At 65.0% G+C, this 26,293-nt stretch carries 26 protein-coding genes; 13 read left to right on the top strand and 13 right to left on the bottom strand.

Translation table 11 applies throughout. The features are described 5' to 3' along the window. Positions 1-113 precede the first annotated feature (113 nt). Positions 114-2,912 (top strand): TonB-dependent receptor, encoded by a 2,799-nt coding sequence (locus DM806_RS23095; protein WP_179045503.1) that lies wholly within the window; start codon positions 114-116, stop codon positions 2,910-2,912. Here the strand turns inward: DM806_RS23095 and DM806_RS23090 are convergent. Further along, positions 2,890-3,636 carry a YggS family pyridoxal phosphate-dependent enzyme gene (locus tag DM806_RS23090; protein WP_179045502.1) on the bottom strand — a complete coding sequence of 249 codons (747 nt, stop codon included), beginning with the start codon at positions 3,634-3,636 and terminating at the stop codon, positions 2,890-2,892. The genes DM806_RS23095 and DM806_RS23090 overlap by 23 nt on opposite strands. A gap of 22 nt (positions 3,637-3,658) precedes the next feature. On the opposite strand from DM806_RS23090, the gene DM806_RS23085 reads away from it, so the two are divergent. Next, positions 3,659-4,231 carry a thiamine phosphate synthase gene (locus DM806_RS23085; protein ID WP_179045605.1) on the top strand — a complete coding sequence of 191 codons (573 nt, stop codon included), beginning with the start codon at positions 3,659-3,661 and terminating at the stop codon, positions 4,229-4,231. A 55-nt stretch (positions 4,232-4,286) separates the two neighbouring features. Here the strand turns inward: DM806_RS23085 and DM806_RS23080 are convergent, their stop codons facing one another. From DM806_RS23080 to ruvA, 7 genes are all read right to left on the bottom strand, one after another. Further along, a complete protein-coding gene (locus tag DM806_RS23080; protein ID WP_179045501.1) occupies positions 4,287-4,688 on the bottom strand; it encodes a type II toxin-antitoxin system VapC family toxin in 402 nt (133 codons plus the stop codon). A gap of 3 nt (positions 4,689-4,691) precedes the next feature. Continuing rightward, positions 4,692-4,925 carry an antitoxin gene (locus tag DM806_RS23075; RefSeq protein WP_179045500.1) on the bottom strand — a complete coding sequence of 78 codons (234 nt, stop codon included), beginning with the start codon at positions 4,923-4,925 and terminating at the stop codon, positions 4,692-4,694. A 43-nt stretch (positions 4,926-4,968) separates the two neighbouring features. Next, the gene (locus DM806_RS23070; RefSeq protein WP_179045604.1) at positions 4,969-6,711 is read right to left on the bottom strand and encodes an AMP-dependent synthetase/ligase; all 1,743 of its coding nucleotides are present in this window, start codon (positions 6,709-6,711) and stop codon (positions 4,969-4,971) included. A 190-nt stretch (positions 6,712-6,901) separates the two neighbouring features. Beyond that, positions 6,902-7,921 (bottom strand): Holliday junction branch migration DNA helicase RuvB, encoded by a 1,020-nt coding sequence (ruvB, locus tag DM806_RS23065; protein ID WP_179045499.1) that lies wholly within the window; start codon positions 7,919-7,921, stop codon positions 6,902-6,904. Then, entirely contained in the window at positions 7,918-8,223 is a 306-nt protein-coding gene (locus DM806_RS23060; RefSeq protein ID WP_179045498.1) for a type II toxin-antitoxin system RelE/ParE family toxin, read from the bottom strand. The genes ruvB and DM806_RS23060 overlap by 4 nt, the downstream gene beginning before the upstream one ends. Beyond that, on the bottom strand, positions 8,216-8,461 hold the full coding sequence (locus DM806_RS23055) for a type II toxin-antitoxin system ParD family antitoxin (RefSeq protein WP_179045497.1): 246 nt from the start codon (positions 8,459-8,461) through the stop codon (positions 8,216-8,218). Before DM806_RS23055 ends, DM806_RS23060 begins: the two co-directional genes overlap by 8 nt. A 43-nt stretch (positions 8,462-8,504) precedes the next feature. Continuing rightward, positions 8,505-9,113, bottom strand: coding sequence for a Holliday junction branch migration protein RuvA (gene ruvA, locus DM806_RS23050; RefSeq protein WP_179045496.1), 609 nt, complete (start codon positions 9,111-9,113; stop codon positions 8,505-8,507). Between the two features lie 205 nt (positions 9,114-9,318). On the opposite strand from ruvA, the gene DM806_RS23045 reads away from it, so the two are divergent. Continuing rightward, positions 9,319-9,894 (top strand): peptidase S14, encoded by a 576-nt coding sequence (locus DM806_RS23045; protein WP_179045495.1) that lies wholly within the window; start codon positions 9,319-9,321, stop codon positions 9,892-9,894. Positions 9,895-9,990: 96 nt separating this feature from the next. On the opposite strand, the gene DM806_RS23040 is transcribed toward DM806_RS23045, so the two are convergent. Further along, positions 9,991-10,710, bottom strand: a complete 720-nt coding sequence (locus DM806_RS23040) for a hypothetical protein (protein WP_179045494.1) — start codon at positions 10,708-10,710, stop codon at positions 9,991-9,993. A 253-nt stretch (positions 10,711-10,963) separates the two neighbouring features. Here DM806_RS23040 and DM806_RS23035 point away from each other — a divergent pair, with 253 nt between their 5' ends. The 6 genes from DM806_RS23035 to DM806_RS23010 all read left to right on the top strand — a co-directional run bounded on the left by DM806_RS23035 (position 10,964) and on the right by DM806_RS23010 (position 18,394). Continuing rightward, a complete protein-coding gene (locus DM806_RS23035) occupies positions 10,964-11,413 on the top strand; it encodes a DUF3576 domain-containing protein (protein ID WP_179045493.1) in 450 nt (149 codons plus the stop codon). Positions 11,414-11,511: 98 nt separating this feature from the next. Then, entirely contained in the window at positions 11,512-14,049 is a 2,538-nt protein-coding gene (leuS, locus tag DM806_RS23030; protein WP_179045492.1) for a leucine--tRNA ligase, read from the top strand. A gap of 60 nt (positions 14,050-14,109) precedes the next feature. Then, complete coding sequence (gene lptE, locus DM806_RS23025; protein ID WP_179045491.1) at positions 14,110-14,610, top strand: LPS assembly lipoprotein LptE; 501 nt, start codon at positions 14,110-14,112, stop codon at positions 14,608-14,610. After that, positions 14,607-15,647, top strand: coding sequence for a DNA polymerase III subunit delta (holA, locus tag DM806_RS23020; protein ID WP_179045490.1), 1,041 nt, complete (start codon positions 14,607-14,609; stop codon positions 15,645-15,647). The genes lptE and holA overlap by 4 nt, the downstream gene beginning before the upstream one ends. A 31-nt stretch (positions 15,648-15,678) precedes the next feature. Continuing rightward, positions 15,679-16,083 (top strand): peptide-methionine (R)-S-oxide reductase MsrB, encoded by a 405-nt coding sequence (gene msrB / locus DM806_RS23015; RefSeq protein WP_179045489.1) that lies wholly within the window; start codon positions 15,679-15,681, stop codon positions 16,081-16,083. Positions 16,084-16,291: 208 nt separating this feature from the next. Beyond that, positions 16,292-18,394 carry a transglycosylase domain-containing protein gene (locus DM806_RS23010; protein WP_179045488.1) on the top strand — a complete coding sequence of 701 codons (2,103 nt, stop codon included), beginning with the start codon at positions 16,292-16,294 and terminating at the stop codon, positions 18,392-18,394. 16 nt (positions 18,395-18,410) lie between these two features. Here the strand turns inward: DM806_RS23010 and DM806_RS23005 are convergent, their stop codons facing one another. After that, positions 18,411-19,403, bottom strand: coding sequence for a retroviral-like aspartic protease family protein (locus DM806_RS23005; RefSeq protein ID WP_179045487.1), 993 nt, complete (start codon positions 19,401-19,403; stop codon positions 18,411-18,413). Between the two features lie 265 nt (positions 19,404-19,668). Here DM806_RS23005 and rho point away from each other — a divergent pair, with 265 nt between their 5' ends. Together rho and DM806_RS22995 are read left to right on the top strand one after the other, a co-directional pair. Beyond that, positions 19,669-20,925, top strand: a complete 1,257-nt coding sequence (gene rho / locus DM806_RS23000) for a transcription termination factor Rho (RefSeq protein ID WP_179045486.1) — start codon at positions 19,669-19,671, stop codon at positions 20,923-20,925. 115 nt (positions 20,926-21,040) lie between these two features. Beyond that, complete coding sequence (locus DM806_RS22995) at positions 21,041-21,763, top strand: YjbE family putative metal transport protein (RefSeq protein WP_179045485.1); 723 nt, start codon at positions 21,041-21,043, stop codon at positions 21,761-21,763. Positions 21,764-21,782: 19 nt separating this feature from the next. On the opposite strand, the gene DM806_RS22990 is transcribed toward DM806_RS22995, so the two are convergent. The 3 genes from DM806_RS22990 to DM806_RS22980 form a co-directional block, all read right to left on the bottom strand. Beyond that, the gene (locus DM806_RS22990; protein WP_179045484.1) at positions 21,783-22,802 is read right to left on the bottom strand and encodes a phytanoyl-CoA dioxygenase family protein; all 1,020 of its coding nucleotides are present in this window, start codon (positions 22,800-22,802) and stop codon (positions 21,783-21,785) included. Between the two features lie 67 nt (positions 22,803-22,869). Further along, positions 22,870-23,838: a quinone oxidoreductase family protein gene (locus DM806_RS22985; RefSeq protein ID WP_218647619.1), complete on the bottom strand. Its 969-nt coding sequence runs from the start codon at positions 23,836-23,838 to the stop codon at positions 22,870-22,872. Continuing rightward, entirely contained in the window at positions 23,838-24,539 is a 702-nt protein-coding gene (locus tag DM806_RS22980; protein WP_179045483.1) for a dienelactone hydrolase family protein, read from the bottom strand. The genes DM806_RS22985 and DM806_RS22980 overlap by 1 nt, the downstream gene beginning before the upstream one ends. A 156-nt stretch (positions 24,540-24,695) precedes the next feature. On the opposite strand from DM806_RS22980, the gene DM806_RS22975 reads away from it, so the two are divergent. Beyond that, positions 24,696-24,950 carry a DUF6489 family protein gene (locus DM806_RS22975; protein ID WP_179045482.1) on the top strand — a complete coding sequence of 85 codons (255 nt, stop codon included), beginning with the start codon at positions 24,696-24,698 and terminating at the stop codon, positions 24,948-24,950. A gap of 5 nt (positions 24,951-24,955) precedes the next feature. Further along, positions 24,956-26,254, top strand: a complete 1,299-nt coding sequence (gene mnmE / locus DM806_RS22970) for a tRNA uridine-5-carboxymethylaminomethyl(34) synthesis GTPase MnmE (protein ID WP_179045481.1) — start codon at positions 24,956-24,958, stop codon at positions 26,252-26,254. The last annotated feature ends 39 nt before the right edge of the window (positions 26,255-26,293 follow it).

Here is a 26,293-nt window from a genome sequence, read left to right as displayed (position 1 = left end):
TTGGAAAGCGCTGAAAAACGGGGCTATCTTGCCTTGTGCCTGCTGTGGCAGCATAATCACCCACATCCCGAAGCGACAGAAAGTTGCGCGGGCCAGGAGAGGATCGAACCATCATGACAGACAAGAGTCTCTGGCTGACGACCGTTTGCGCTGCCGCACTGGGCTTGGCAGCGCCTGCATTCGCGCAGGACGATGCCGCACCGCAGGCCGCCGCGGAGGAACCGGGCGCCGACATCATCGTGACCGCCACCCGTCGCGCAAGCCCCCTGTCCGATGTCCCGATCGCCGTATCGGCCGTCGGCGCACATGCGATGCAGAATAGCGGCGCCAGCGACATCCGCACGCTGAACCAGCTGGCCCCCTCGTTGCTCGTGTCCTCGACCGGGTCCGAAGCCAATGCCTCGGCCCGTATCCGCGGCATCGGCACGGTGGGCGACAATCCGGGACTGGAAAGTTCGGTGGCGGTGTTCATCGACGGCGTCTATCGCTCGCGCACCGGCGCGGGCCTTAACGAACTGGGCGAGATCGAGCGGGTCGAGGTGCTGCGCGGGCCGCAGGGCACGCTGTTCGGCCGCAATGCATCGGCGGGCCTCATCAACATCATCAGCAAGGCGCCGGAAAACACCTTCCACGCCAAGGGCGAAGTCACCTACGGCAATTACGACTATTGGCGCCTGTCGGGCCGCGTCACCGGACCCGTGGCCGACGGCATCGCGCTGGCGCTGGACGGCGTGTGGAGCAAGCGCGACGGTTTTTACAAGCTGGTCGACGCGACCGGCGCGAAGGTCGGCGATACCAATGATCGCGACCGCTATTTCCTGCGCGGACAGGCGCTGATCGAGCCGAACGACGCGCTCTCCATCCGCTTGATCGGCGACTATACTAATCGCGACGAAAGCTGCTGCGGCGCGGCCTATATCGAGGCGCGCGAACGGCGTCCGGCGGCCGGTGGAGGCTATACGACTGCGCCCTTCAACCGGATCGCGGCGATCCTGGCGGGGCAGGGCAGCACCATAGCCGCCGACCCCTATGACCGCGAACTCAGCATCACGCCGGGCCGCGACTATGTGAGCAAGCTGAAGGACTGGGGCGTGTCTGGCGAGGTCAATTATGATTTCGGCGGCGCGACGCTGACCAGCATTACCGCCTATCGCGACTATAAATCCCGAGACTATGGCGATTATGACTATAATCGCGCCGACCTGCTCTATCGCGATCCCAACACCTACCGCCAGTTCAAGACCTTCACCCAGGAACTCCGTCTCCAGGGATCGGCCTTTGGCGAGGTGCTGGACTGGCTGGTCGGCGGCTATTACGCCAATGAAAAACTGACGCTTCAGGACAATATCCGTTTCGGTGCGGATTATGGTCGCTTCGCCGCCTGCCGCCTGATGGCCGGTGCCAGCGTCAATAGCAACTTCACGGCGCAGCAACTGGCGGCCTGCGGCAGCGGCCTTGCCACTCAGCCGCTGATCACCGGCACGCAGGCGCAGCTCAATGCCGGGCTGACCGCCGCTTTGATCGGGCGCGGCGTACCTCCGGCGGTCGCCGCAGCGCAGGCGGGCGCGATCTCGACGGGCCTTGGCAACGGGCTGCGCGCGCTGGCGGCGATCCCGTCCGGCACCGGCGACGTCGCCTCGCTCTATCATCAGAAGAGCGAGAATTGGGCGCTCTTCACCCATAATATCATCAACATCACCAAGCGGCTCGATCTGACCCTGGGTCTGCGCTACACGCATGAAACCAAGCGGTTCTCGGCCGATTTCAACAACAACAACGCGACCTGCGCGGCGCTCCAGTCCTCGGCCCTGCCGGGGATCGCGACCAACGCGGCGCTGGGCAGCGCGGCGACGCTGGCCGGCGGCATCCTGACGCTGGGCTGCCTCGGCAACGGCTCCACCACGCTCAATGCGCTCGACCTCAACGACAAGATCAGCGACGGTGAATTTTCCGGCACGGCGGTGCTGTCCTGGAAGCCGATCGACGATCTGCTGCTTTATGGCAGCTATTCGAAGGGCTATAAGGCGGGCGGCTACAATCTCGACCGGTTCCAGCTGGGATCGACGGGCCTGAACGCCATTCCCGCCGTGTTCGCGCCGCGTAGCAATGCCGATGTCACCAGCCTGCGCTTCGCGGCGGAAAAGGTCGATTCCTTTGAAGTGGGCCTGAAATTCAGCCAGCCCAAATGGAGCGCGAACATCGCCGCCTTCCGGCAGGAGTTCAAGAATTTCCAGCTCAACACCTTCAACGGCACCAGCTTCGTCGTGCAGAATATCAATGGCTGCGACAGCGCGCTGAGCGCCGCGCGGACCTGTGACAGCGGCGATGTCGGGCCGGGCCTGATCAGCCAGGGCGTGGAACTGGAACTGTCGGCGACGCCGGCGCGCAATTTCCGCGTGTCGGGCGGCTTCACCTATGCCCGCGCCAAATTCGCCAACCGTCTGGTCGGCAGCAGCGACGGCAGCGTGCCGCTCGACCCGGCATTGTTCCTGCTGCCCGGTTCGATCAACAGCAACGCGCCCACGGCCGTCACCACCGCCAGCGTCGCCTGGACGCCGGAGATCGGATCATCGGGTCTGTCCGCGCTCTTCTATGTCGATGGTCGCATGACCAGCGATTATAATACCGGCTCCGACCTGTTCCCCGAAAAGCGGCAGGACGGTTATGCGATCGTGAACGCCCGCGTTGGTATTCGCGGCAAGGACCAGCGTTGGGCGGTCGAATTCTGGGGCCAGAATATCTTCAACCAGGATTATACCCAGGTCGCCTTTTCCAGCCCGCTCCAGTCGAGCAGCCCGGCGACATCGACCACGGGCCAGTTCGCGCTGGGCGCACCGATGGCGAACCAGCTCATCTCGGCCTATCTGGCCGAACCGCGCACCTACGGCGTCACTTTGCGCGGGAGTTTCTGAGCATCCCTCTCCCGCTCGCCGGTACGGGTCGAGCGGGGGAAGGCCTTTCCCCGAACAGGGCGGTGCCGACGCGAATGTCGGTCGCGCCCAGCATGATCGCCGTTTCATAATCGCCCGACATGCCCATGGAGAGACGCGGCAGGCCTTCCTCCCGCGCCATCTTCGCCAGCAGCGCGAAGAAGGGCGCGGCCTCTATTTCGGCCGGGGGCACACACATCAGACCCAGCAGCGGAATATCGGCATCGCGTGCGGCGGCGATCAGCGCGGGGGTATCGGCGATGGCGCAGCCGCCCTTCTGCTCCTCCGCACCGATATTGACCTGAATGAAGCAGGGGAGGCGCTTGCCTGCCGCATCCATCGCCTTGGCCAGCGCGGTCAGCAGCGAAGGCCGGTCCAGCCCATGGATGACGTCGAACAAAGCGACCGCCTCGGCCGCCTTGTTGGACTGGAGTTGCCCGACCAGATGCAGTTCGATGTCGGCCTGCTCCTCGCGCAGTGTCGGCCATTTTTCCTGACTTTCCTGCACGCGATTCTCGCCGAAGGCGCGCTGCCCGGCCTCGATCAGCGGGCGGATGGCGTCGGCGTCATGCGTCTTGGACACGGCGATCAGGCGGATATCGTCGGCGGTGCGCTGCGTCAGGCGGGCGGCGCGGTCGATGCTGTCGCGGAGCGTGGCGAGGCGCTGGGCGGCGTCCTGCACGGCAGGAGAAGTGGCGGTCGTCATGCGCGCTGCTATAGGGATGGCCATGCACCGCCGCCACCGCAAAAAGCTGCCCGGCCTCTGGCTGATCACCGACGAGCGGGTGCCGGATGACGCCCTGCTGGCAGCGGCGGCGCGGCTGCTGAGGGGGCAGGCGGGAATAATCTTTCGCCACTATCGCACCGAAGCGCGCGCGGGGCGGGAATTGTTCGAGGCGCTTCGCGTCATAGCCCGGCGGCGGCGGCTGGTGCTGCTCCTGGCAGGCGACCGGCGCGACGCAGCGGCGTGGAAGGCGGATGGCTGGCATGGGCGCGCACATTTGGGGCGTGGTTGGGAGCCGTTGCGCCGGAGCATGATCCGCAGCGTGCCGGCGCATGACGGGCGGGAAATCGTCACGGCCAGGCGGGCAGGGGCGGACATGCTGTTGCTCTCGCCACTCTTCCCCACCCGATCGCATCCCGGCGCGCCGGCGCTGGGACGGGTGCGCTTCGCGGCGCTGGCGCGGCAGGCGGACTGCGCCGTCATGGCGCTGGGCGGCGTGAAGGCAGAGCATCGCAAGATGTTGCGCGGCATCGGTGCGGATGGCTGGGCGGCGATCGATGGGCTGGTGCTGGTGTAGGGCGAGGGTAGATGTGGACCGGAAGACTGCCGCAGTCGCATACCTGCATAATGTATCAGTCGGCCCTTAACCAGTTGACGATACGGAGTTTTTCTACGCGCTCAAACTCCCGGACATTGTCAGTCACGAGCGTCGCTCCAAGGGTGAGAGCATGTGCTGTGATCAGCATGTCGTTCGCGCCGATCGGCGTGCCGCGGCGTTCCAGAGTCGCGCGCAGCCGCCCATAATGCCTATCCGCATCATCGCCTAACGGGAGGATGGGAATGAGTTCGAGTATCGTTTCCAGTTGGGCGGTCAGCCGTTCCGATCCGCGCCGCTCCGCGCCATAGCGCAACTCGCTTGCGACGATGATGCTGGTCGCGATTTCGCTCTCACCGACTTCGGCGATCTGTGTGGCGATGACGCCTTGAGGATGCCGGACGAGGTCCGACAGGATATTGGTGTCGAGGAGAAACATGATTCAGAATGCAACCGGCTCGGCAGGCCCATCACCAATCGGATCGAAATCCTCTTCAATCGGCTGCAGGCTTTGCAGGCGGGCAAGCAGTGACGGCGTGGGGGCTGGCTCGATGATGATGCGCGAGCCTTCTTTTCGCATGATCGCTTCGTCGCCCGGCAATTCGAACTCCCGGGGGATGCGCACGGCCTGACTGCGGCCATTCTTGAACAGTTTGACATGTCGTTCGATGTTCATGCCGAAATCCTAGCATATGACGTGGCATATGCCAACGAGCGCCTCACCCCTTGTAGAGCGCGTCCAGCCGGTCAGCGTAGCGCTTGCGGATCACATGGCGGCGGATCTTCATCGAGGGGGTCATTTCCTCATTCTCGATGGTGAAGGCTTCGTCGGCCAGGATGAAGCGGCGGACGCGCTCGATCACCGACAGGTCGTCATTCACCCGGTCGACCGCCACGCGCAAGGCCGCCTGATAGGCAGGATCGGACGTAGCAGCCTCCACCATGATGCCGCGTTCGGTGGCCCATTCGCGGGTCCAGTCGGCGTCGGGTACGATCAGGCCGACCAGATAGGGGCGGCGGTCGCCATGGACCATGGCCTGCCCGATCTCGCTCTGGAGCGTCAGCATGCCCTCGACCTTCTGCGGTGAGACATTATCGCCCTTGTCATTGACGATCAGATCCTTCTTGCGATCGGTGATGCGGATGCGGCCGCGGCTGTCGATCTCGCCGATATCGCCGGTGTGGAGCCAGCCATCCTTGAGCGCTTTTTCCGTCTCGGCCGGGTTGCGCCAATAGCCGTGCATGACCAGCTCGCCACGCACGAGGATCTCGCCATCCTCGGCGATCCGGACTTCCACCCCGTCGAGCGGCGGGCCGACCGTGTCCATGGCGATGCCGGCGGCGGGGCGGTTGCAGCTCACCACCGGCCCGGCCTCGGTCTGGCCATAGCCCTGGAGCAGGGTCAGGCCCATGGCGTCGAAGAACAGGCCGACGTCGGGATTGAGCGGCGCGCCGCCCGATACCAGCGCCTTCATCCGTCCGCCGAAGCGCGCGCGGATCTTGGGAATCAGGGTGCGCGACAGCAGCGCCTTCATCGGCAGGTCGAGGATCGACGTCTTGCCGGCCTGCTCCTTGGCCGCGATGCGCAGCGCCTGGCCCAGCAGATAGGTCGGGAATTTGCCCTGCTTCTCGATCGACTTGATGATGCGCGTGCGCAGCACCTCGAACAGGCGGGGGACGACGACCATGATGGTCGGGCGCGCTTCCTCGATGTTGGAGGCAAGCTTTTCCAGCCCTTCGGCATAATAGATCTGCCCGCCCAGCAGCATCGGCAGGAACTGGCCACCGCTATGCTCATAGGCATGGGAGAGGGGGAGGAAGGACAGGAATATCTCGTCGCCCCAGCCGAAATCCTCCGCCACGACCTTGCCCGCGCCCTCGACATTGGCGAGGATCGCGCCATGATGCTGCATCACCCCGCGCGGCGCGCCGCCGGTGCCGCTGGTGTAGATGATGCAGGCCTGCTCGTTGCGCGTCGCGGTCTGGCTGGCGGCGATGGCGTCCACATCCGCGGAATGGGCGCCAAGCAGGTCGCTCCATAGGTGGCAGGCGCAGGTGCCCTGCGCGCCGCGCAGCGGCTCCATGCCGATGACGAAGCTGGCCTGCGACCGGACCACGGCGGGCATCAGCGCCTGCGCCAGCTTGGCGGTCGACACGATGACGGCGCGGGCGCCGCTGTCGGTCAGGATATGCTGGTGATCGCGCGTCGTGTTGGTGGTGTAGGTCGGCACGGTGATGCAGCCCGCCGCCATGATGGCGAGGTCGGCGATGCAGAATTCGGGGCGGTTCTCGCTGACCAGCATCACCGGATCGCCCGGCTTCAATCCCTGCGCCTTCAATGCGGCGGCGAGCGAGGCGACCTGCCGCGCGGTGTCGGCCCAGCTCAGCGATTGCCACTGGCCGCCGCTCTTGCGCCAGAGGAAGGGGGCATCGCCCTTTTCCTGCGCGCGGGTGAAGAACATGGTGACGAGGTTGGGAAATTTCTCGATGGCCCTCAAGGCTCGACTCCTGCGGTTTCCGGTGCGTCTGGCGCGCGCCTGTGCGTTGGGCAAGGCTATAACGATGCCCTGCCGTAACGGCCATGACTTTCGGATTGTTGCATTTTGCTTTTACGGGATTTCCGGTCGGATGAGTCCATCCGATCGGAAATCTTCAGTCGAACAGACCGTCCTGCGATCCGGCCGGCGGATTGAGACCCAGATGCTTCCAGCCCGGACCGTTGAGGCAACGGCCGCGCGCGGTGCGGGCGATGAGGCCGAGCTGGATCAGATAAGGCTCGATCACTTCCTCGATCGTGTCGCGCGCTTCGGACAGGCCCGCCGCCAGCGTCTCGACACCGACCGGCCCGCCCCGATAGATATCGGCGATCATCATCAGATAGCGCCGGTCCATGAGGTCAAGGCCAAGCTGGTCGACCTCCAGCCGCTGGAGCGCGGCGTCGGCGACCTTGCGATCGACCGAAGGTGCGCCCGCGACATTAGCGAAGTCGCGCACCCGGCGCAGCAGCCGCCCGGAGATACGCGGCGTGCCCCGCGAGCGGCGCGCAATCTCGATCGCCCCGTCGGAGGTGATGGGAAGGTCGAGCAGCCGCGCGGCGCGGCGGACGACCAGTTCCAGTTCCTCGACCGTGTAGAATTGCAGCCGCACCGGGATGCCGAACCGGTCCCGCAGCGGTGTAGTGAGCAGCCCCTGCCGCGTCGTCGCGCCAACGAGCGTGAAGCGGGGCAGGTCGATGCGGACCGAGCGCGCCGACGGCCCTTCGCCGATCATCAGGTCGAGCGCTCGGTCCTCCATAGCGGGATAGAGCACTTCCTCGACCGCCGGATTGAGGCGATGAATCTCATCGACGAAGAGGACGTCGCCCTCATCGAGATTGGTGAGCAGCGCGGCGAGGTCGCCCGACTTGGCGATGACGGGGCCGGACGTGGCGCGGAAGCCGACGCCCATTTCCTTGGCGACGATCTGCGCCAGCGTGGTCTTGCCCAGGCCCGGTGGGCCGAAGAAAAGCACATGGTCGAGCGCATCGCCGCGCGACTTCGCCGCCTGGATGAAGATACGCAGATTCTCGCGCGCCGCCTGCTGGCCGACGAACTCGTCCAGCGACTTGGGGCGCAGCGCGGCGTCGACATCTTCTGGACGGCGCGCGGGGGTGAGCAGGCGGTCGTCGGTCATGAATGGTGTCTCATCACGCCGACAGCGTCCATCGCTGAATGCAGGATGCGCACGATCAAAATGTCTTTCTCGCCAATATGATGATAGAAAATCCGATGCGGTCGATGAGAAAATACCCGGATGCCTTCGCCATAATCGGGCCTTGCTTCACCCGCGGCGGGGTGTGCGCGCAATAGCGTAAAAACGCGTTCGAAACCCAGCATATGCGCCCGAACGACCTCTGGGCCGAAACTTTCCAGACCCCTGTCCTGAATGTCATTGAGATCCTGTCGTGCGGCGACTGTAAGTCTGATCCTAGGCATCAGGCAGACGCGCCATGATCTCTCTCAAGACATCCTCCGGTTCCGCATCGATCACGCCCGAGGCAAAGCCTTCCTCGATCTTTGCGCGAACCCATTGCCGGTCCTCTTCGGCCGCCTCCTGATCACGGCGGATCAAGTCGCGAATATAGTCCGCAGCATCGGCGTAACGGCCCTGCGCCAGTCGGACGTCAACCCATTGTTCAAGCGCCGGGGGCATGGGAATGTTCAGATTTGCCATTATCAAAGCTTAGCCCTTTCGCCATCGCAATCCAATGCGCAGCTCACTTCGCCGCCTTCCGCAGCGCAAGCCGCACCAGTTCATCAAGGCTGGCGCCTTCGCCCAGTTCCTCTTCGGCGGCGGCCACGGCGCTGCTGGCTTCGGCGGGCTTGAAGCCGAGATTCTGCAGGGCGGAGAGCGCGTCGGCGCCGAAGCTGCCGGCGGGGAGCGTCACGCCGCCGCTTATGCCGATGGCACCGCCGCCGGCGACCGCGCCGATCTTGTCCTTGAGTTCGTTGACGATGCGCTGGGCGAGCTTGGGGCCGACACCGTTCGCGCGCGCGACCATCGCCTTGTCGCCGGCGGCGATGGCGCGGTGCAGGTCGTGCGGCTCCAGCGCGGACAGGATCGCCAGCGCCACGCGCGACCCGACGCCCTGCACATGGGTGAGCAGCCGGTACCAGTCGCGTTCGTCCGCACGGGCGAAGCCGACGAGGCGGATGGCGTCGTCCGATACCAGCATTTCGGTGTGGATCGTCACCGCTTCGCCCACCGGGCCGAGCGCCGCGAGCGTTCGGGAAGAGGCGCCCACAAGATAGCCGACGCCGCCCACATCGATGATGGCATGGTCGATGCCGGTGCTGTCGAGCCGCCCCTTGAGTTTCGCGATCATCTGTCCTGCCCTTTGGCGACCTGCTCTTTGGTCATGATCTGTTCTTTACAGCCTGTTGCGCGGCGCGCCAGTCAAAAGCGTAAGCTGTTGCGCCATGCGCAAGCCAGACGCGTAAGCTGTTGCGCCATGCGCTTGCCGAACGGGCGGCACCTTTTGCGGGCTGGGGCGTAGTGCAGCGACGTCGTGCAGAAACGAGGATGGCTTGATGTTGATGACTGCCCCCATGCTTTCGCCCAAGGATTTCGAATTTCCCGCCATCATGCTGTCGGGCATCGTCGATCATGGCATGTATCTGCATTTCAAGAACTGCCTGTCGACCGCGCCGCAACAGGGGCTGGTGGTGGTGGAAATCTCCACCCTGGGCGGCGACCCGGAGATCGCCCGGCTGATGGGGGAGGATATCCGCTTCCATTCCGAACTCTATCCGGAAAGACGACTGGTGTTCATGGGACGGACGGCGGTCTATTCGGCCGGCGCAACCTTCATGAGCTTCTTCGCGACGGAGAATCGCTATCTGACGCGCGGCACGCGGCTGATGATCCATGAGCGGATCATCACCAAGGCGATCCAGCTGGCCGGACCGCTGTCAACCTGCATCGCGACGCTCAAGGCCACGCTGAACGAGATCGAATCCTCGATCGCGATCCAGAATGAGGGGTTTGAGAATCTGATCCTGGGTTCGCAGGTGACGATGGCGGAGCTTTTGCAGAAGGCGCCGGAGAATTGGTATCTGGAAGCCAGTGAGGCCCAGGCTTTGGGGCTGATAGCGGCGGTGTTGTAAGAGCGTCCGCCCGCGCATCATTGATCAATACGGCAAAGGTCAGGCCTGCGCGTCATGCGCGCAGGCTCGATCTACCAGTTCAGCCTGGAGGCTGAATCAGAATTTGAAGATGGTGCCGAGATAGACGGCCTGGCTGTCCTGCCGGTCGTCGGTCATCGGGGTCAGGCGACCCGCGACATTATTATTGTAGCGCAAGCCCGCCGTCACATTGAGGTTACGGGTCAGCGAATAGGAACTGGCGAGATCCAGCGAATAATCCTTGTCCGCCGACGGATTGCGGACGGTCGCTGCGGGATCGCGGCGGCTTTCGATCAGCACCTTGGTGCTGAAACGGTCCTTCTTGCCGTCATCCAGCGAGAAATTCTTGGAATCGACCATCGTTTCGACCGGCACCGGGTCCAGCGCCTTGCGGCCCACCGCTTCGGGCAGGGCGAACTTGCGCCAATTGTGCGCGCCATTGAGGCTGAACGCCATCGGCTTGATGTCGACCGGATCGGCTGCCGGGTTGGTGAGGCGTTCTGCCGCACGGACCATGATGGTGATCGAGCGCTGGCCGCTCATCGACCCGCTGGTCGGCGTAAAGCGGAAGCCCTGACGGCTGGCCGACGCGGCGATCTTCGCATAGGCGGCCGCGAGCTGCGGATCCTTGGTCGTCGGCGTGAAGGAGGAGATGCTGCCCAGCGCGCCGAGCGACACGCGGGAATCGAGATGCGCAGCCGTAAAGCCGGCTGCAGCGCCGAACGCGGGAGACAACAGGAAGCCGGCCACGGCAACCGCCGCGCCCGCCACTGTCAAATATCCCCTGTTCACACGCATGATTCGAATCTCGTCCCCGATTTATATCTTTGGTAACGCTCTACACCCGCAAAGCCACCACTGACTAGAGGGAGGACTCCCTTTTTGTCGGAGCTGTTGCACGGAATACACATGACCGACCGGCCCGTTCCGACGGACGGAGCGGCGGGATCGCGATGGGCCGATCCGTTGCACGGTTGCGCCCCCTTGCCCATTATCGCCCGAGCACTATAGAAGCGGGCTGATTTTCGTCTTCCTAGCTAGGACATGCCTGATGGTCCGCCGCCTTTCCGCTTCTGTTTCCACCGGTCTTCTGCTGGCCGCGCTCCTGCCGCTTGCCGCCTGCGGGGGCGGTTCCAAGGAGCGTCCGAAGGCGGATATCGCCGCGTCGAAGGTGACGACGATCGGCGTCAACGCCTATCTGTGGCGCGCCAGCCTCGACACGCTGTCCTTCATGCCGATGGTGCAGACGGATTCGAACGGCGGCGTCATCGTGACCGACTGGTACACCAATCCGAATACGCCGACCGAACGGATGAAGCTGACCGTATCGATCCTCGACCAGGATCTGCGCGCCGACGCGCTGCGCGTCGCGGCCAGCCGCCAGGTCAACCAGAATGGCCAGTGGGTCGACGCGCCTGTCAAGGCCGCAACGACGCAGAAGCTGGAAGAGATCATCCTCACCAAGGCGCGCGACCTGCGTCGCATGGCGATCTCCGGCTAAGTCCTTCCCTTTCGGGGCGTTGGTAACGTCCTGTTTTCGCACCATATGGGGCTGGGCTTGTGAAAAGCCCAGCCCGATCGCATTTGTAAGGAATAGACATGCAGAGGCGCTTCAACCCGCTGGAGGCCGACGCCCGCTGGCAGGCGACCTGGGATAAGCAGCAGAGCTTCAAGGCCGACGATTCTTCCTCCAAGCCGCGTTCCTATGTGCTGGAGATGTTCCCCTATCCGTCGGGGCGTATCCATATCGGCCATGTCCGCAATTACTCGATGGGCGACGTGCTGGCGCGCTTCCGCCGGATGACCGGCCATGAAGTGCTGCATCCGATGGGCTGGGACGCGTTCGGCATGCCGGCCGAAAATGCGGCGATGGAAAAGAAGGTCCATCCCGGCAGCTGGACCCGCGACAATATCGCCAACATGCGTGCGCAGCTCAAGAAGCTGGGCTTCGCGATCGACTGGAGCCGCGAACTCGCGACCTGCGAGCCGGACTATTATGGCCATGAACAGGCTTTGTTCCTAGACATGCTGGAAGCCGGGCTGGTCTATCGCAAGGAATCAGCGGTCAACTGGGATCCGGTCGACATGACCGTGCTGGCGAACGAGCAGGTGATCGACGGGCGCGGCTGGCGTTCGGGCGCGCTGGTCGAGAAGCGCAAGCTTTCCCAGTGGTTCCTCAAGATCACCCAGTTCGCCGACGACCTGCTGGAAGGGCTGGGAACGCTCGACCAGTGGCCTGATAAGGTGCGGACCATGCAGGAGAATTGGATCGGCAAGTCGGTCGGCCTGCAGTTCCATTTCAAGCCGGTTGCGCCGTTCGACAGCGAGATCGAAGTCTATTCGACCCGCCCGGACACGATCTTCGGGGCGAGCTTCGTCGCGATCGCGGCCGACCATCCGGTCGCGCAGGCGGTGGCGGCGAACAACCCGGACGCGGCCGCCTTCATCGAGAAGTGCAAGGAAGGCGGCACCACCGCCGCCGAGCTGGAGACGGCCGAGAAGCTGGGCTTCGACACCGGTCTCACCGTCGCGCACCCGTTCGATCCCGACTGGCATCTGCCGGTCTTCATCGCCAATTTCGTGCTGATGGACTATGGCACCGGCGCGGTCATGGGCGTGCCGGGCCATGACCAGCGCGACCTCGATTTTGCGCGCAAATATATGTTGCCGGTCGAACGCGTCGTCGCGCTGGAAGGCGAGGCCGACAAGCCGATCCATGACGAAGCCTATACCGGCCCCGGCCATCTGGTGAACTCGCGCTTCCTCGACGGCATGGCCGTGGAAGAGGCGAAGGCCGCCGTCATCGCACGCGCCGAATCCGAAGGCTGGGGCGCGGGCAAGACCGTGTTCCGCCTGCGCGACTGGGGTGTGTCGCGCCAGCGTTACTGGGGCACGCCGATCCCGGTGATCCATTGCGAGGCCTGCGGCCCGGTTGGCGTGCCAAAGGACCAGTTGCCCGTCGTGCTACCCGAGGATGTCAGCTTCGACATTCCCGGCAATCCGCTCGATCGTCATCCGAGCTGGAAGCATGTCGACTGCCCGTCCTGCGGCAAGCCGGCGGTGCGCGAGACCGACACGCTCGATACCTTCGCGGATTCGAGCTGGTATTTTATCCGTTTCGCCAGCCAGCCCAAGGACAAGCCGTTCGATCGCGCCACGGTCGAGCAATGGCTGCCGGTCGGCCAATATATTGGCGGCGTGGAACATGCGATCCTGCATCTTCTCTACGCCCGCTTCTGGACCCGCGCGCTCCAGCATATGGGGCAGCTGGACTTTGCCGAGCCGTTCACCGGCCTGTTCACGCAGGGCATGGTGACGCATGAGACGTATCGCGCGATCCGTCATGACGGCCCGGGTGGAAAAGTCTGGCACTGGGCCTCGCCTTCTGACTTGGTCAAAAAGGATGGCCAGCTTTTTGAACGTGGGTCGAACTTGCCGGTCGAAGTCGGCCGCGTCGAGAAAATGTCCAAGTCCAAGAAGAATGTCGTCGATCCCGATGACATCATCGCCCAATATGGCGCGGACGCGGTGCGCTGGTTCATGCTGTCCGACAGCCCACCGGAACGCGACCTGCCCTGGACCGAGGCGGGGATCGAGGGCAGCTGGCGCTTCGTCAACCGCGTCTGGCGCCTGTTCGGCGAGGCGGATGCAAGTGCCGAGGGTCAGGACAAGGCGCTGGACCGCAAGCTGCACCAGACCATCGATGGCGTCGCCAAGGATGTCGAGGCGCTGGGCTTCAACAAGGCCGTCGCCAAGATCTACGAACTGGTGAACGCGATCGAAAAGGCCAAGCCCTCCGCCTCGCGCACCGCCGCGATCCGTGCGCTCGCGCTGCTGGTCGCGCCGATGACGCCGCATTTGGCCGAAGAGGGCTGGGCCGAGATGGCGCAGGACGGTCTTATCGCCGACGCCGCCTGGCCGGCGGTCGATCCGGCGTTGCTGGTCGATGACGAAGTCACCATCGCCTGCCAGGTGATGGGCAAGCTGCGCGACACCATCACCGTGCCCAAGGGGACGCCCAAGGACGAGCTGGAAAAGCTGGCCCTTGCCGCGCCCAATGTGGTCCGTATCCTAGACGGCGCGACGCCGAAGAAGGTCATCGTGGTGCCGGATCGTCTGGTGAATCTGGTGATCTAAATCGAACCACGTCGTTCCCGCGCTTTCGCGGGAACGACGGAGGGTCTAAGGGTTCAGATTATGAAGCGCATCCTTCCCCTCCTCGCCGTTCCACTCCTGCTCACCGCCTGCGGGCTGCGCCCGGTCTATGGCGGGGGCGGGCATGGCGCGGCGGCGCAGGCGCTCGGCAATGTCGAGGTCGCGCCGATCGAGGGCAAGGGCGGCTGGCTGGTGCGCAACGCGCTCAATGACCGGCTCGCCGCGATGCAGGGCGGCAGCGGCCCGCGCTACCGGCTGGTGGTCAAGCTGGACGACAATATCGCCGGCTTCGGCCTTCGTTCCGACGCCGCCATCACGCGCGAGCGGCGGACGCTGCGCGCGCGCTACCAGCTGATTGATGAAGCGACCGGCGCGCAGATACTGGACGACACCGCCGGATCGGACGCGGGCATCGACGTGACGTCGAGCGAATATGCGACGATAGCGGCCGAAGATACCGCGCTGGAACGGCTGTCGCAGACGGTGGCGGACCAGATCGTGACCCGGCTGGCGCTTTTCTCGCGCAAGGCGGCCACTCCTTGAAGGCCAATCGCGGCCAGATCGAAAAGGCGCTCGACGCGCCAGGTCAGGGGGCTTCGGCCGACATCCGCTTCTTCCTGCTCTACGGTCCCGACGAGGCTGGGAGCCAGGCGCTGGCGAAGCGGCTGGAACGGGCGATGGGGCCGCAGGCCGAACGGATCGACCTGGACGGATCGACGCTCAAGGACGACCCCGCGCGGCTCGCCGATGAAGCGGCGTCCATCTCCATGTTCGGCGATCGGCGCTGGATACGCATCAACGGCATGGGCGAGGAATCGGTGCCGGCGCTGAACGCGCTGCTGGAAGCGGAGGCGGCGGGCAATCCGGTGATCGCGGTCGCCGGCGCGCTCAAGGCCACGTCCAAGCTGGTCAAGCTGGCCCTCGACCATAAGGCGACGATGGCGTTCATTTCCTACCAGCCCGATGCGCGGGAATCGGAGCAGATCGCGATCGCCATCGCGCGCGAAAGCGGGCTGCGCCTGCCGACTGACCTCGCCCGCCGGATCGTCGACCTCGCCAATGGCGACCGGGCGTTGATGGCGGGAGAGGTGGAGAAGCTGGTTCTCTATCTGGACGCGGCGCCCGACCGCCCGACAGAGGCGACGGCCGAAGCGCTGGACGCACTTTCCGCCGACAATCCCGATACGGAGATCGCGCCGCTGGTCAATGCGGTGCTGGGCGGCGACCTCAAGGTCATGCATCGCGAGCTGACCAGCCTGAGCGAAACCGGCGCGGCCATGGCCTCGGTCATCCGGCCGTTGCTGACCCGTGCCATGCTGATTGCCAATATCCGCGAGGCGTTCGACGCCAGCGGACGGCTGGAGGGTGCCGTCGAATCGGCCGGCAAGGCAGTGTTCTGGAAAGAGAAGGGGCTGGTGTCGCGGCAGGTGCGGCTGTGGGATTCGGGCGGCATCGCGCGCGTGGTCCAGCGGCTGCTGGAGGCCGAGCGGGCCAGCCGCGGGGGCAGAGGACTGGGCGACCTGATGGTGCGCCACGAACTTCTGGCGATTGCGCGACAGGCGGCGCGCGAGCGGGCTTGATCGACCTGTCAGACAGCGCCATATTGCGGCCATGGAGAAGCTGATCCTCACCGACGCCGAATGGCGCGACCGCCTTTCCCCGGAACAATTTCATGTGCTGCGGGAGGCGGGCACGGAACGCGCCTTTACCGGCAAATATAACAGCAACAAGGCCGATGGCGTCTATTTTTGCGCCGGTTGCGGGGCGGAACTGTTCGACGCCGAGGAAAAATATGACAGCGGATCGGGCTGGCCCAGCTTCACCGCGCCGGTGGACATCGACGCGGTCGAGGAGATTCGCGACAACAGCCATGGCATGATCCGTACCGAGGTGCGCTGCGCCAGTTGCGAAGGGCATCTGGGTCATGTCTTTCCCGACGGGCCGGGGGTCAATGGCCTGCGTTACTGCATGAACAGCGCCAGCCTGGATTTCAAATCGCGCGACGACGCCAAATAGCCGCCTGCATGGCTCTCGCCATCGTTCGGACGGGCTGGATCGACGCTGGAATACGCCTTTCCGCGCGGGCCGGGCGATTGGCGGGAAGGTAGGCGTTCATCGCCGGTAAACCGCCAATCCCCATGACGCCGCGACGGTCTTTTTCCGCGCCGGGTGCATGATTTGCGCTGGCCGACGCGCGGATTAGCGCCTATTCGGGGCGGCACAAATGGCAGGATCAAGCAAGAGCAAAGGCGCGCAGCGTAGCCGCGCAAGGATATGGCTGACGCGGGGGCTGAAGATCGGTCTGGCGGCGGCTGTGGCAGGCATATTGGCGGTGGTGGTCGCGGTGGTGATCGCGATGCAGTCGCTGCCCGACTATGACAGTCTGAAATCCTCCCCCAACGGCCAGATGATCCGCGTCCATGCCGCGGACGGTCGCGTCATCGTGTCTCTGGGGCCGAGCTTCGGCCAGTGGCTGAGCTATGACCGCATCCCGCAGGTCATGGTCGACGCCATGGTATCGACCGAGGACAAGCGTTTCTATCTCCATCCCGGCGTCGATCCGATCGGCATGGTGCGAGCGGCCTGGGTTGCGGTGGAGCGACGCGGGCAAGGGCGGCGCTGGCAGGGCGCATCGACCATCACCCAGCAGGTGACGCGCAATATCTTCCTCAACAACAGCTACAGCTTCGGCCGGAAAATCCGTGAAATGGTGCTGGCGCTGGCGCTGGAGCGGAAATTCTCCAAGCGGCAGATCCTCGAACTCTATCTCAACAAGGTGTATTTCGGCGGTGGCGCCTATGGCATCGACGCGGCCAGCCGGAAGTTCTTCGGTCATCCCGCCACGTCGCTCGATCTGCCCGAGGCCGCGATTATCGCCGGTCTGGTCAAGGCGCCGTCCAGCTATTCGCCCACCGCCGATGCCGACGCCGCGATCGGCCGCGCCGGCGTGGTGCTGGACCTGATGCAGGAAAATGGCGCGATCTCCGCTTCCGACCATGCCAGTGCCAATCTGGCCGGCGTGCGTATGGCGCCTGAGCCGCCGCAGAACAGCGTGCGCTACTTCACCGACTGGGCGCTGCCCCAGCTCGACCTGTTGATCGACGAACCCAATGAGCCGCTGGAGGTCTATACCACCATCGACCTCGGCATGCAGAATGCCGCGACCGCATCGATCAAGGCCAATGTCCCGGCGGGCACGCAGGGTGCGCTGGTTAGCCTGGATCGCGACGGCGCGGTGCGGGCGATGGTCGGCGGTCTCGACTATGTGACGTCCAACTATAATCGCGCCACGACTGCAACGCGCCAGCCGGGGTCGGCCTGGAAAATCTTCGTCTATATGGCGGCGCTGGAGGCGGGCTATACGCCCGATACGGGCGTCACCGACGAGCCGGTGACGATCAACGGCTGGAGCCCGCGCAACAGCAACGGCAAGTTCGCCGGCGACATCGATATCCGCACCGCCTTCGCCTATTCGATCAACACGGTCGCGGCGAAGCTGGGCGTGGAGGTCGGATTCCCGACCGTCGCCGACATGGCGCGCCGCTTCGGTGTCACCACGCCGATCAACACCCATCCCTCGATGGTGCTGGGCACGTCGGACGTCCGCCTGCTCGATATGACCCGTGCCTTCGCCTCGATCGCGCGCAAGGGCATCGCGGTGACGCCCTATGGCATCACCAAGGTGACGACCGCAGACGGGCGCCTGCTCTACCAGCATCAGGACGATACCAGCCGCGTGCTGGTCGCCCCCTGGGTTGCGGCCGGCATGACGGACCTGATGCAGACCGCCGTGTCCACCGGCACTGGGAAGGCGGCGCAGATCGGCCGTCCGGTCGCGGGCAAGACCGGCACCACCAACAGCGGCAAGGATGGCTGGTTCCTGGGCTTCTCAAGCGGCATCACCACCGGCGTCTGGGTCGGGCGCGACGATGCCAAGGCGGTGCCCGCGCTCTATGGCGGCCGGGCGCCCGCACGTGCCTTTGCCGACTATATGAAGGTGGCGGTCGCCAAGCGCCCGGTCGAGCAGTTCGAGACCGAGGTGACTCTGCCCGAATGGCAGCTGGAGCCGGATGCGGAGGCCTATTATGGCCAGCCGGATAATGGCATGGGCGCGGACGGCGGCATGATGGTTGACGAGAATGGCCTGCCGATCGAGCGTCCCCGGACGCAGGCGCCGGGGGCCGATCCGGACGACCAGCAGATGGAAGTCGATCCCGAGGACCGGCCCTCGCCGCCGCGTCTCGACCAGCAATGGATCGACAATGTGCTGGGCCGCGATCGCCAGCGCCAGCAGCAGCCGGCGACCCGGCCGACGCCGAACCAGTGACGAACGGGCAGGGGACTTACCCCTTTGCCCGGTCGTTCGCCGCGAAACGCATCTGCTCTACCGCGCTCGCATCGGGCAGCAGAAAATCGACCTTCCCTCGGCCGAAATCGATCGCTACCCGATCGAAGATCTTAAGCGCGCTGATCCCCAGCATCAGCGCGGGCTTGTCCTCCATGCCCAATTCCTTGAACGGGCTGGCGTCGGCGAAGAGCACCGGCACTTCGGTCAGGTTGACCCGGCCCATTCGCACCGACTTGATCTTCCCCACCTGACCGACCAGCGTGCCGCCGGTGACGCTGGTCAGCGTCGCGGTGAGCAGGTTGGGTGCGCGTTTCTTGCGGACCAGCTTGTCGCGCAGCGCCAGATTGCCGATGCTGAAATTGGTGCCGGTGTCGAGCATGATGTTGACCCGCATGCCGTTGACGTCGGAATCGAGCAGGATCAGCTGACCGCGCTTGCGGCGCGCCTCCACCACGATCGTGTCGGGATCGACCGACAGGCGACGGCTCGACCCGCTATTGGCGATCTCCATCCGTCCGGTACGGAAATTGAGCGTCACCCGCTTGGCGTGCAGGCTGTCCAGCCCCAGCAGCCCCGGTGCGCCGAGATGCTCTCCCTCCAGCACCGGCGCCTCGATATCGGTGAGGGTGCTGCCGGCGAAACCCAGCCGCGGCACGGCGACCGTGTGGGTTTCCGACCGGCCGGTCATGCTCAGGATGATGACGTTGGCGCGCGGCGCGAGCGCCAGCTTCTGCGCCAGGTCGCGGGCGATCACGGTGCGCTGCGATCCGGTGTCGATGATGAAGTTCCACGGCCCCTTGCCGTCGATCGAGATCGGAATGGTCACGCGATCGTCCAGCGATGGTCCGGTATGGACCACGGCTGGCGGAACGTCGGGATCGAGGACCGAAGCGGTGGGGGCGGGCGCATCCTGCGCGGCAAGGGCCGGGGCGCCGATCGCGAGCGCGATCCCCAGCAAGGCCCTGATCGAAACGGGGAGCCGTCCCATAGCCGCATCCTCTCTATATTGTCCCTCGCTTATATCATGGAGGGCGGCCGTCGCGCCAGCGCCACCGCTTGCCATCCATGTCCCAGGAAGCGTGATTTTCCGTCGGAATCAGGCCTCATCCTGCCTTGACGAGACGGCCAACGGATCGCTACACGCGAGATGCTACATCCTCGCCCGTCCGGAGCGAGGATTCCCGGCCATTCTGTCGGGCTATCTCCTTCCTTTCCGGCCCATTTTCTCACCACCGCATCGGACCGACTCGCAAATGCATCTCAAGGACCTCAAGAAGACAGTTCCCGCCGACCTCGTCACCATGGCCGAAGAACTGGGCGTTGAAGGCGCATCGACCCTGCGCAAGCAGGATCTGATGTTCGCGATCCTCAAGGCCGAGGCGGAAAATGGCGAGCAGATCATGGGCGAGGGCACGATCGAGGTGCTGCCCGACGGCTTCGGCTTCCTGCGCAGCCCCGAAGCGAATTTCCTGGCCGGTCCCGACGACATCTATGTCTCGCCCAATCAGGTCCGCAAGTTCGGCCTGCGTACCGGCGACACGGTGGAAGGCGAAATCCGCGCGCCCAAGGACGGCGAGCGCTACTTCGCCCTGACCAAGCTCAACCGGGTGAATTTCGACGATCCCGATGTCGTCCGTCACCGCGTCAATTTCGACAATCTGACGCCGCTCTATCCGGACGAAAAACTGCGGCTCGATACGCTCGACCCGACCGTCAAGGACAAGTCGGCCCGCGTCATCGACATCGTCAGCCCGCAGGGCAAGGGCCAGCGCACGCTGATCGTCGCGCCGCCTCGCGTCGGCAAGACGGTGATGCTGCAGAACATCGCCAAGGCGATCACCGACAATCATCCCGAAGTCTTCCTGATCGTGCTGCTGATCGACGAGCGCCCGGAAGAAGTCACCGACATGCAGCGCAGCGTGAAGGGCGAGGTCGTCTCCTCCACCTTCGACGAGCCGGCCACGCGCCACGTCCAGGTCGCCGAAATGGTGATCGAGAAGGCCAAGCGCCTGGTCGAACACAAGAAGGATGTGGTGATCCTGCTCGATTCGATCACCCGCCTCGGCCGCGCTTACAACACCGTCGTTCCCTCGTCGGGCAAGGTGCTGACCGGCGGCGTCGACGCCAACGCGCTCCAGCGGCCGAAGCGCTTCTTCGGCGCTGCGCGTAACATCGAGGAGGGCGGTTCGCTCTCCATTATCGCGACCGCGCTGATCGACACGGGCAGCCGCATGGACGAAGTCATCTTCGAAGAGTTCAAGGGCACCGGCAACTCGGAAATCGTGCTCGATCGCAAGGTCGCGGACAAGCGCATCTTCCCGGCGCTGGACGTCGGCAAGTCGGGCACCCGCAAGGAAGAGCTGCTGGTCGAGAAGCCGACGCTCAGCAAGATGTGGGTGCTGCGCCGCATCCTCATGCAGATGGGTACGGTCGACGCGATGGAATTCCTGCTCGACAAGATGAAGGATTCCAAGACCAACGAGGATTTCTTCGCGACCATGAACCAGTAAGGCGCGGGGCGGTCGCCAGGATCGCCCGCCGACCCGCATATATTTTGCCGCGAGAGCCGGGCCATGTATATGGTCCGGCTTTCTCCATTCTTACAGACAGGGACGTTAGGCCGCCATGTTCGACCTCATCGCCACCGCCGCCTCGGCCGCTCAGGGACTCGGCTCCCCGGCCGACATCTGGCAGCATATCGTCAACGACTTCAGCAATATCGGATCGCCGAGCGCGCTGGCTGCCTTCGGTCAGGTGCTGATGATCGATATCCTGCTGGCCGGCGACAATGCCATCGTCGTCGGCGCGCTGGCGGCGGGACTGCCCGCAGCGCAGCGGCAGAAGGTGATCCTGATCGGCATCATCGCCGCGCTGGTGCTGCGGATCGCCTTCGCGCTGGTGGTCAGCCAGCTGATGCAGATCGTCGGGCTGATCCTGGCGGGCGGCCTGCTGCTGCTCTGGGTCAGCTGGAAGATGTGGCGCGAACTGCATCCCAAGCGGGGCGGGGATACGCCGCATGATCCCAGCGACGACGATGTGTCGGGCCTGCGCCCGGCCAAGAGCTTCGCCGGCGCCGCCTGGGCTGTGGCCCTCGCCGACGTGTCGATGAGCCTCGACAATGTCCTCGCCGTCGCCGGCGCTGCACGGGATCATCCGGGCATCCTGATCATCGGCCTGATCCTGTCGGTCGCGCTGATGGGCATCGCGGCGAACATCATCGCCAAATATATCGAGCGTTTCCGCTGGATCGCCTATCTGGGCCTGGCCGTCATCATCTATGTCGCGATCAAGATGATCTATGATGGTTTCGTCGACCATCAGGTCGGCATTCTGACGCTCTTCAACTGATTTTTCGGTCGGCGGGCGCTCAGTCGTCCGCCGGCCCCTTGCGCCCTACGGGGCGCCAGGATTGCGGCATGATGCCGGCCATCCTGTCTCCGAGCCACCAGCGCAGCGCTACGCGCCGCTCGGCGATGCCGGGCAGGCTCCAAATGTCCCATCCCGTGAGCGGCCGATAGGGGTTGCGCCGGCCATAGGCCCAAAGCTCAATCCGCGTGGCCGGCAGGCTTGCCATGGTGCGGGCGTGAAAGCCGAACGTGTCGGCGACGATCAGCGTGTTGGCGGGTACGGCAAAGCGCGTGGGCTGGGGCAGGCCCAGCCCTGCCAACTCCCCCGGCTCGATGCGAAAGGAGCCGCGCGCCGACAGGCGGCAATCGCCATCGCGGACATGCAGGCTGCGCTCCCGTTCCCAGGCGATGCGTTCCGGCGTCAGGCGATGCGATCCGCGCACATAGGCGAAGGGGCCGCTTTCCAGGGGGACGTCCTCCAGGAAAAGCCAGGCCTTCATCGCCGGGTGGAAAGTGTCGGCATGAAGGCGTGTCTGAGGGTCGGGCGCCGCCGCATGGCGGAGGGGCAGGATCGACTGAATATAGAGCAGCGGCTCGATATCGAAGCCGGCAACATAGCGGGCCAGCGCCCGCCAGCGCCTATCCTTTTGAAATTGCTTGAAAGCAGGAATGGCAAGGCGCGCGGTCGGATCGATCGCCAGTCGGCGGGTGATGGTGTCGCCCTGCACGGTTTCGCGGGCCGGTCCGCGATGGGCCAGGATTTGCTGGCGCAGGGCGGCGAAGGTGTCGGCGGGCAGGAAGTTCCGAATCTCGACCACGCCGTCCCGGTCGAACATCGCCCGATCGTCGGGCCGGACCGCCGCCGTCAGTTTCGCGCGCCGCCATGCGGTCATGCCATGCGCCAGACGGAGGCGGGCGACATGCAGGCCCATCGCATTCAGTCGCGTCGACCCGATCAGCGGATTGTCGAGGAAGGACTTCGCCCCGGTGAAAAGCTGGGCGAACCAAATGGGGGCAAGGAGGGGCGCCAGCGCTTTCATGCGCGCCTGCCTTGCCACCGACCGATCTGAGCGTCGAGCAAATCTTGCCCGGCGGCCGGTCAACCGTTCAGGGAATGAGGACGGATGCGCCCTGCGTCCGCCGTGCTTCCAGCGCCTCGTGCGCCTCGGCCGCGTCGGCGAGGGCGAAGCGCTGGCCGATCTGCGCCGTCACAACGCCGCGCTGCATCCGGTCGAACAGGCGGCCGGCGGTATGCGCCAGTTCCTCTGCCGTCGCGATATAATCGAAGAGCGTCGGGCGCGAGACATAGAGCGATCCGCCACGGCTGAGGTCGAGCAGGCTGACGGGCGGCACCGCGCCCGACGCATTGCCATAGCTGACCATTAGACCGCGTCGCTTGAGGCTGGCGAGCGAGGCGGTCCAGCTATCCTTGCCGACGCCATCATAGACGACATCGACGCCCCGGCCATCGGTCAGCGCGCGAACCGTGCCGGCGAGATCGTCGAAAGCGTCGTGCAGGCTATGGTCGGCCTGGACGGCCGCGGCTTTCTCCGCCGATCCGCTATGGGCGATGACGATCACCCCCTTGTCGCGCAGCCAGGGGACCAGGATCGAGCCGACCCCGCCCGCCGCTGCATGGACCAGTGCCACCTGGCCCGCTGACAGGTCGATCATGTCTTCGGCGAGATAGCAGGCGGTCATGCCCTTGAGCATCATCGCCGCCGCAGCCTCGCTCGACACGCCGTCCGGAATGCGGACGGCCCGGTCTGCGGGCACGATCCGGTGGGTCGCATAGGCGCCAAGGCCGCTGGCGCAGCCCACCCGATCGCCCACGGCAAAGCCAGCGACGTCGGCGCCGACCGCGACGATACGGCCAGCACCCTCCGACCCCAGGGGGGTGGGAAGCGGGGCGGGGTAGAGACCGGTCCGATAATAGGTGTCGATGAAGTTGAGGCCGACGGCTTCCTGTTCGACCAGCAATTCGCCTTCACCCGGCTGGCCCGGATCGAAGTCCTCGCGGACAATCACCTCCGGACCGCCATGACTGCGGGCCACCATCCGCCACGCGCCGGACATCAGGCGAGGGACTCCGCGAAGAAGTCGGCAGTGCGCCGGTCGGCCAGTTGAGCGGCATCCTCGACACGGCGATTGCCCATCTCCGCCGCGAAGCCATGGTCGAGCCCTTCATAGTCATGCAGCGTCACATGGCGATTGTCCTTCAGCCCGTCGTGCATTGCCTTCTGCGTTTCGGGCGGGACAAATCCGTCTTTGGTCGGGATATGCAGCATGGTCGGCTTGCCTATGGCATGTTGTTCACCCAGCAAGCCGTCGATGCCCACGCCATAATAGCCGACGAAAGCGTCGCCGTCGGTGCGGCAGGCGGACATGAAGACAAGCCGTCCGCCCATGCAATAGCCGACCAGGCCGACCTTGCCATCGGCACCGACCGCCGAACGGGCGGCCTTGATGGTGGCTTCGATATCGCGAATGGCCTGGTCCTGGTTCAGCTTCTGCATATGGCCAATAGCGGCCTGGAAATCTTCCGGCACGTCGGCGTCCAGCTCGACATGGGCCTGCTCGCGCCAGAACAGGTCGGGCGCATAGGCGAGATAGCCCGCCTTGGCCCAACTGTCGCACTTGCGGCGAATACCTTCATTGACCCCGAAAATCTCCTGGATGACGATGATCGCCGCAGTGGCCTTCCCCTCCGGCTCGGCCACATAGGTGTCGAACTGGGCGTCGCCTTCCAATGTCTTTACAGGAGTGAAACTGCCCATGCCGATATCCTTTCCGCGGTGGAGATTTGACGCCCATATTGGCTGATCCGGCGGGACGCGCAACCTCCCACCGCGTTTAAAAATTTGCTTCGGCGGGCCGATTTGCGGCATGAGGACGCAACGCGATACGATGCGCCAACAGGGAAGGGCAGGGACATGAAAGTAACCGTCGATGTGGACTGCACGCCTGCCGAAGCGCGAGCCTTTTTGGGCTTGCCGGACGTCAGCCCCATTCATGACAAATATATCCGGACAATGCTCGATAGCTTCGACGGGATCGGCAGTGCGGAACAAATGGAGACGCTGTTCAAGAGCTTTTCGCCGCTCGGGGATGCGGGCATGCGGCTGTTCCAGCAGATGATGAATGTCGGCCTGGCCGGCATGGGCGGCGGCAAGGACGAGAAGAAATAAGGATCGTGTCCGAAGGCCAGCAGGACACAATTTTCGCCCTGTCGAGCGGCACGCCGCCGGCGGGGATCGCCGTCATCCGGATAAGTGGCGCCGGCGCAGGACAGGCACTCGCCGCAATGGCGCGCCGACTGCCACCACCGCGGATGGCGAGCCTCGCCTTGTTGCGCGACCCGCGTGACGGTAGCCCGCTCGACCGTGCGCTGTTGCTGTGGCTGCCTGGCCCCAACAGCGTCACCGGCGAGGATATGGCGGAGTTGCATTGCCATGGCGGGCGGGCCGTGGTGGCGGCGGTCGAGGATGCGCTGGGGGCGATGCCTGACCTGCGCCGGGCGCAGCCGGGCGAGTTTACCCGTCGCGCCTTTGCCCATGGTCGCATGGACCTGAACGCCGTCGAGGGACTGTCCGATCTGCTCGCCGCCGAAACGCAAAGCCAGCGCCGCGCCGCGCTGTTGATGGCGGAGGGGCATTTTTCCCACCGAATCGAGGGCTGGCGCGGGAGCCTGCTCGACCTGTCGGCCATGGCGGAAGCGGCGCTCGATTTTTCCGACGAGGATGATGTACCCGATGCCGCGATCGAGGCGCGGATCGGGGAGGGCATTGCTGCGATCGCCCGCGACGTCGCGGCGATCGTTGCCGCCCCGGCTGCCGAGCGGCTGCGTGATGGTGTGCGGGTGGTGCTGGCCGGGCCGCCCAATGCCGGCAAATCAACCCTGCTCAATGCGCTGGTAGGACGTGACGCCGCGATCGTATCCGACATTGCCGGCACGACCCGAGACCGGATCGAGGTGCCCGCCGCGATCGGGGGGACCGCTTTCCTGTTCACGGACACGGCGGGCCTGCGTGACGAGACGGGCGATGCGATCGAGGCGATCGGTATCGACCGTGCACGGGCGGCGCTGGACGCAGCCGACATCATCCTGTGGCTGGGCGATGCGGCTGACCTGCCGCGCGCGGATGCGATCCTGATCGCGGCCCAGAGCGACCGGGACTGGGGCGTGGCCGCGCGGCCGGGCCTTCGGCTTTCGGCCCGCAGTGGCGAGGGAATGGAGGCGCTGCTCGTCCTGTTGTGCGAGCGAGCCGCCGCGTTGCTGCCGGGGGAGGGGGATTATGCACTTCATGCCCGACAGCGACAGCGAGTTGGACAATTGCATGACCATCTCGCCGCCGCCGGGATGACGCAGGATCTGCTTGTTATCGCCGAAGAATTGCGACTTGCCCGGAGCGCCATCGACGCACTGACCGGACAGGCCGGAACCGAGGATATGCTGGATCGCCTCTTTTCGGGCTTCTGCATCGGTAAATGATCATGTTCCACGTGGAACGCTTTTGACCGAGGCGCCCTG

This window comes from Sphingobium lactosutens, from assembly GCF_013393185.1.
In the GTDB taxonomy this organism is placed as follows: Bacteria; Pseudomonadota; Alphaproteobacteria; order Sphingomonadales; family Sphingomonadaceae; genus Sphingobium; species Sphingobium lactosutens_A.
This window is presented reverse-complemented; position numbering and strand designations above follow the sequence as displayed.